This window comes from Streptomyces sp. NPDC101234 (genome assembly GCF_044767525.1).
Taxonomy (GTDB): domain Bacteria; phylum Actinomycetota; class Actinomycetes; order Streptomycetales; family Streptomycetaceae; genus Streptomyces; species Streptomyces sasae.
Window position 1 is genome coordinate 95,620 of sequence record NZ_JBIWOA010000040.1, and the last position, 6,160, is coordinate 101,779.

Below are 6,160 nucleotides of genomic sequence, written 5' to 3' on the forward strand. Positions count from 1 at the left end.
GTGAATGACGGGCCCGTGGCGCACCCGACCTGCCGGGCAGCCGGTTGTGGGGTCAGCGGACCGATCGGCCCGTGCACGGGGCCACGTCTGCGAGGCACATCATGGGACGTCACAAGCAGCACAAGCCTCGCCATCCACGGGGCGAGAGCGGCCAGCCGACCACGGAATGGTTCGGCACCGCGTTCCACTCCACTGAGGGGATGCAGCACCTGGATGTCCGCCAGTCCGGCAACGGCATCCTGATCACCTCCTCCCCTGCCGAGATCGACGGCGTTCCGGCCTCCTGGCCGCTGCGTCTGCGCAACGACATCGACGGCGGGCAGAGGAGGTCAGCGTCCTGGACGGCGGCGATCGGGTCTTCGGTGTAGTCGAGTTCGGGGTGGAGCTTGCGGGCGTTGTCGAGGGCTTTGGGGTCGGTGACGGTGACGCCGAGGTCGTGCAGGGCCTGTGCGACGGCGAGGGCGGGAGAGTCGCGGATGTCGTCGGTCTCGGGTTTGAAGGCGGCGCCCCAGACGGTGATCCGCTTGCCGCGCAGGTCAGGCCCGAGTTCCTCGCGGGCGAGGTCGACGACGCGCTGTCGGCGGCGGGTGTCGACGGCGTCGGCTTCGCGGAGGATCACGACGGCCTGGCCTCTCCCAACTCGCTGTGCACTTTGACACCGGAGCCCCCGCTTCACCGTGCAACCTGACACTCCACACGATGCTTGCCAGTCCTACATTTGCAGTGAGCTGACAGGGGCCGACCGGGGTGTACGGATTCGTGCGGGAAACGCGACTCCACACAACCACCCAAGGCAGTCTGGTTGTGCTGCCTAGCGCAAGGCCGGGCCAAAGCGGCAACAACGCGGAAGTCGAGCGGCCATGACCGGCCGCGACCACACGAGGGGGAACGAATGCTCAAGTTCGGGAAGACCAAGCGTGCCACCGCCATGGCAGTCGCAACTCTGGCAATCGCCGGGGGCGCAACCAACACGGCCACCGGAAGCGCGGGCGCGGCGAGCGGGTGAGGCTGCCGTGCGTGGTTCAGTTTCAGCCCCTATGGCCATGATGTGCAGGTTGCGCCCTGCATCAGTGCCAGCGGTAGCGATATCACCGGGAACGGCTACCTTACCGGCAGCGAGCACGTGGAATCCATCAACGTCCAACTCGTCAACAAGAACACCAACCAAGTGGTATGGCAGTGGGCCTATGCCTGCCCGCAGGGTCCTGCTGCGAACTGCGACGTCGCGGACTACATCAACTTCGGGACATACCCCTCCGGCGCCTACTACGTGGAGGTGTTCCCCGACATCGCCGGGACCTGGTACGGCCCCGTGGATTCGCCCGTGCTGTACATCTGAAGCCGCATTCCTATCGATCATGAGGGCGGTTCTGATCGAACAGGGCCCCTTGGTAGCTCGGGGTTGCTCGTGCGTGGATCCGAATGGCGTGGGGGTTGCAATCATCAACACACCTGAGACCGACGTACAGATGTGGTACCAGGTCATGGACAAGCCGGCCTGGCAGTCAGGAGAGCCGACCTACGCGGTCACGCCCCCACTGTCCTGGGCACTGGCCGGGGTTGGTTCGTGTATCACGACAGTGTTCCCATCGCCACGAGCCACTGCTACTACCTGCGCGTACGGTTCGTCGACGGTTCCAGAACGTACGGGTATGCGGAATCACCCGGCGCCTGTGACTGACACCAGAACGTCGTGCCCGGCAGCCGGAAGTGTGCGGTGGTGCCAGGCCCGAGCGGGACCGTCTGGTCCAACCCGGTCACGGTGGGCCCCGGCACGTACTACGGCGTCTCCTACTTCACCAGCCCGACGTACTACTACGGCGGCGAGACCCCCGCAGCCTCCGTCTCCTGACTGTCCCTCGTCTTCGGAAGGAATCCGCTCCATGCTGTCTTGCCGTACGTCCCTGCGATCCGCCGTCGCCGTCCTCGGCTTCGGTGCCATGGTCGCCCTGTCCGCGTCGCCCGCTTTCGCCGCCAACGAGGGCGATCACTGGATCCACACGGCGTACTGCACCGCCGATCAGGAGATCCAGCTGAAGTTCATCAACGGCGCCTGGCATGACGCGCAAGAGCTCAACCCAACCGTTGCTCCTCGCGGTTGTCAGTTCATCCTGACGGACAACGGCAGGGAGATCTCCAACACCACTGGCGGCGGCTCTGGTTGGCGGGACGACGGCCCAGGACACTACATCTGCGCCAGGGTCGTCGACTTCGGTGCCCAGTCCGCCATCGACGGCATCTGCAACTGACCTCGCAACCCGAGGGGGCGGCGCGAGGAACACCTCGACGAGACCGTTGGCTGATCTGCCCGCCCCACGCCCGCATACATGGCGAGAACCTCTGCCAGAGCCTCGACGGCCCCCCTCCTCGAAGAGGGGGGAAGTACCACCGAACGTGCTCAGCCGCGTACGAGTTCTTCGTCGTGCGCCACCGCGTACGGACTTGTGTGCTCAGCTGTCTGTTCGAACCGCCGGCGAGTCGGCGTCCTGGGCCGGGATGACGGCCAGCCGCCGGCGGCCGCCGAGCTTCTTCTTCAGCGCAAGGTTCTCCGCGTAGAGGTTCGCGGCCACCGCCGCAAGCGCATCGAACCTGCCCTGGACCTCGGCCAGCTCAAGCATCGTCTCGTGCTGGATCTCCACCGTCCGCCTCAAGCTGTACTTCGCCGTGGCCTGCAACACCACCGGCCGTGGCAGACCGTCCCGCCGTGGCTCGCCAACCTCGATGTCCAGCAGCTTTGCCTCTTCCATCGCCCAGTCGTAGAAGTTGTTGATCAGCGCCCGGCGGCGCTGCCAGGTGCCGGCCGAGATCGGCTCGTCCTGGTGCTCGGTGCGGTCCTCGCGGTAGGCGATCAGGTCCTCTTCGGTGGCCGACAGCAGATCGGCCGGCGGGTCCAGCTCCTCCAGGAAGTCGACCAAGTCCAGCGTGTCGTACGTGTATTCCGCCAGCGACTTGGCCTTCAGGGCCTTGGCCAGCTCGAAGAAGAAGGAGCACAGCGGCTCCAGCGGGCGCATGTCGGCCTCTGTCCGGGAACCGGCATGACTCCCTCGGCTGAGGGACAACCCCACTGATTAGAACCACGAGGTCCCCTGTCCGCATCGATTCCGAGGTCAGTTGCGGGACGCTTTTTGAGAGGTTTTCTTGTGACCTTCAGGGCTTCGCGGCGCCGAGTCTTCAGCGATATCTGACGCCGAAGCTCGGGGCAGGTGGCCAGGCGACGGACCCCAATTCAGTGATGACGGGTCGTGGACGGGATCGTGAAGCGTATCCGCCCGATCGAGCCTGACCTCGACGGCTGGAAGCGCCATGGCAGCAACTGGGAGATTCCCGTCAGCGATCCCATTCCTGACCCTGCCGAGATCGCCGAGAAGTTCCCCACGCTTGGCCTCTCCATCAGGGATGCGCTACCCGCCCAGCGCGGAAAGCTGCGCGAGCACCTCGACCCGAAAGGTGCGTGGACGTCCCGATCTTGGGCAGAGAGTGCGTCGTCAACGTCCTGCGCCGCTGCAAGGGGTGTGGCCGAATACGCCAAAAACCCGCATCGGCGACAGGTAAGCGCTGGTCAGCGGGTGCCCGAGCTTGGACTGACCAGGTCACTCCGTCACGGGCAGGCACTCGGTGAGCAGGTCGACGACGTCGTGCCAGGCTCGCTGCGCGTGCCGTGGGTGGTAGCCGACGCCGGGGACCACGGTGTGGTCGACCGGTGGGTGGTGGAAGGCGTGCAGGGCGCCGCCGTAGACCGTGAGGCGCCAGTCGACGCCCGCGGCCTGCATCTCGGCGGTGAACGCGTCCCGTTGCGCGGGCGGCATGATCGGGTCTTCCGACCCGACCCCGGCCCACACCGGGCAACGGATACGCGCCGCCTCGCCCGGTCGGCCCGTGGTCAGCGCGTTGACTGTCCCGATCACGCGCAGGTCGACGCCGTCGCGCCCGAGTTCCAGCCCGATGGCGCCTCCGGTGCCGTAGCCGACGGCGGCGATCCGGTCAGGGTCGGTCCGCGGTTCGGCGCGCAACACGTCGAGCGCCGCGTGGCCGATGCCCCGCATCCGGTCGGGGTCGGCGAGCAGCGGCAGGCAACGGGCCAGCATCTCCTCGGGGTCACCCAGATAGCGCCCGCCGTGGAGGTCGAAGGCCAGCGCTACGTATCCCAGCTCGGCGAGCGCATCGGCCCGGCGGCGCTCGACGTCGCTGAGCCCCATTCCCTCGGGCCCGATCAGGACTGCTGGCCGACGGCCGGCGCCAACGGGGAGCGAGAGGTGCCCGACCATCCTCAGACCGTCGGCCGGGTATTCGACCGTGCGCGCTGTAGTCGTCGCCATGAGACTGGACTGTAGTGATCGTCGAGCCCGGTCGGGCTGGTGTTCTGCCGCTGGCAGAACAGCGCAGGTGTCCCTCTGGATTCGAGGGCATGAAGCTCTGAAGGTCACATGTACGACGGCCCGGGGAAACACGATCACTCCGAAGGCTGTCGCAGAACTGTTCATGTGTGCGGGTTCTGCGACAGCCGGTGCTTGCTCGCTCGGCGGGTTCGCTTCAGGCCGGCCTGAGCCAGGTCCCCAGTGCTTCGTGCAGGCCGTCGTTCGTGGTGCCCTGCCAGGCGATGTAGCAGTCGGGCCGCAGGAGCAGCGCGGTGTCGAGTTCCGGGGTGGCCACGGTGTCGACGTGCGGGGCCCAGGGGCCCGTGTCGAGGGTGCCGGTGGGGTCCAGAAGCAGCGGGCGGCCGATGCGGGTCAACGCACGCAGGCCTGGCAGGTCCGGCGCCCATCGGCCGACGAGCGGTCCGGTCGCCGGCCCCATGTCATAGGTGATGTCCGCGCCGGACATCAGATTCGCGATGTGCTGCCGTGTCCCGGGCTGATCGAGCAGTTCGCCGAACAGTTCTCGCAACGCCGTCACATCGCCGCCCGGGCGAGTCAGCAGTGACTGCGCCTGCGTGTGCATGGCCACCCGCCGTGCCGCCGGGGACCGCTCCGACTCGTAGGTGTCCAGCAGCCCTTCCGACGCGTGACCGCGCAGCTCCGCGGCCAGCTTCCAGCCGAGGTTCACCGCGTCCTGCAGGCCCAGATTGAGCCCTGGCCCTCCTATCGCCGAGTGCACGTGTGCGGCGTCACCGAGCAGGAACACCCGGCCCGCGCGGTACTGCGACGCGATCCGGGTGTTGCCGCCGAACAGTCGCCTCATCAGATGGGGTCCCGGCCCGGTCGGCGGGTGGAGCGGCAGGTCCGTGCCGAGGACCCGGGAGGCGCTCGCCCGAAGCTCGTCAAGTGAGCTCTCCCCCTCGGCCGGCTGGTCCCACTCCGTCGTGCTGACCATCTGGGTGCCGCCCGGGAACGGCGCCCAGGTGATCAGGCCGCGTTCGGTGCGCAGGTGCCGAAACGGCGGAATGACGCCGAAGCCCGGTACGTCCAGGCCGCCATCGGCGCCGACCATCTCCGGGAGCACGCTCACGTGTCCGGTACGCGATACCGAGGCATCCGTGGTCACGCCGGGGAACCCGATCCCGGTGAGCTTGCGGACGGTACTGTGCCCTCCGTCGGCGCCGACCAGGAACGCCGCCTCCACCGGCTCCCGCCCGCGCAACTCGACCGTCACCGAGCCTTCTCGTTGGCTCAGCCCGGTGACCTCGTGACCGCGGCGGACCTCGACGCCCAGTTCGGCCGCGCGCTCGGCGAGCATCCGCTCGACCGTGTGCTGCGGCACCATCAACGTGTAGAGGGGGTTGTCCGGCAGGTCGTTCAGCCCGATCGGGAACGCGCCGAACACGTAACCGGGCGCCGGCTCGGGCGTGGCACCGGGTGCGGTCAGCCGCTCATACAGTCCACGCCGGTCGAGCATGCGGACGACCTGGCCGACCAGACCGTTCGCGCGCTGCTCGCCGGACGGCTCGGTGAGGCGTTCCAGGACGAGGGGGCGCGCGCCGGCCAGGGCGAGTTCACAGGCGAGCATCAGGCCGTTGGGTCCGGCGCCCGCGATGATGACGTCGATCATGGCAGTTTCCTCCTCCGGGCAGCGGACATCGGCCCGACCGCCCGTCGGGCTTGCCGTCCGCTGCGGATTGTCGGGAGATGACTAGTAGGACTCCGTTAAGTTGCTCTGGCTCTCGGGTTCTGGCTGGTGGGGGTTGTTCTGGGCAGGGGTTGGTGGCAGGTGGTGCAGGTGCCGG

General features: G+C 67.7%; 7 protein-coding genes. 3 read left to right on the forward strand and 4 right to left on the reverse strand.

Annotated features, from left to right (window positions below; all coding sequences use genetic code 11):
- Window positions 1-109: 109 nt before the first annotated feature.
- Window positions 110-619, reverse strand: coding sequence for a UDP binding domain-containing protein (locus ACIRR9_RS45960; protein WP_403765048.1), 510 nt, complete (start codon window positions 617-619; stop codon window positions 110-112).
- 504 nt (window positions 620-1,123) lie between these two features.
- On the opposite strand from ACIRR9_RS45960, the gene ACIRR9_RS45965 reads away from it, so the two are divergent.
- The 3 genes from ACIRR9_RS45965 to ACIRR9_RS45975 all read left to right on the forward strand — a co-directional run bounded on the left by ACIRR9_RS45965 (window position 1,124) and on the right by ACIRR9_RS45975 (window position 2,249).
- Entirely contained in the window at window positions 1,124-1,339 is a 216-nt protein-coding gene (locus ACIRR9_RS45965; RefSeq protein ID WP_403765050.1) for a hypothetical protein, read from the forward strand.
- A 381-nt stretch (window positions 1,340-1,720) separates the two neighbouring features.
- A complete protein-coding gene (locus ACIRR9_RS45970) occupies window positions 1,721-1,852 on the forward strand; it encodes a hypothetical protein (RefSeq protein ID WP_356031989.1) in 132 nt (43 codons plus the stop codon).
- Window positions 1,853-1,883: 31 nt separating this feature from the next.
- Window positions 1,884-2,249: a hypothetical protein gene (locus ACIRR9_RS45975; RefSeq protein ID WP_403765052.1), complete on the forward strand. Its 366-nt coding sequence runs from the start codon at window positions 1,884-1,886 to the stop codon at window positions 2,247-2,249.
- A gap of 201 nt (window positions 2,250-2,450) precedes the next feature.
- Here ACIRR9_RS45975 and ACIRR9_RS45980 read toward each other — a convergent pair whose 3' ends face one another.
- The 3 genes from ACIRR9_RS45980 to ACIRR9_RS45990 form a co-directional block, all read right to left on the reverse strand.
- A complete protein-coding gene (locus ACIRR9_RS45980; protein WP_403765054.1) occupies window positions 2,451-3,011 on the reverse strand; it encodes a site-specific integrase in 561 nt (186 codons plus the stop codon).
- Between the two features lie 579 nt (window positions 3,012-3,590).
- Window positions 3,591-4,316, reverse strand: coding sequence for a dienelactone hydrolase family protein (locus tag ACIRR9_RS45985; protein ID WP_403765056.1), 726 nt, complete (start codon window positions 4,314-4,316; stop codon window positions 3,591-3,593).
- Window positions 4,317-4,530: 214 nt separating this feature from the next.
- A complete protein-coding gene (locus tag ACIRR9_RS45990; protein WP_403765058.1) occupies window positions 4,531-5,985 on the reverse strand; it encodes an FAD-dependent monooxygenase in 1,455 nt (484 codons plus the stop codon).
- Between the last annotated feature and the right edge of the window lie 175 nt (window positions 5,986-6,160).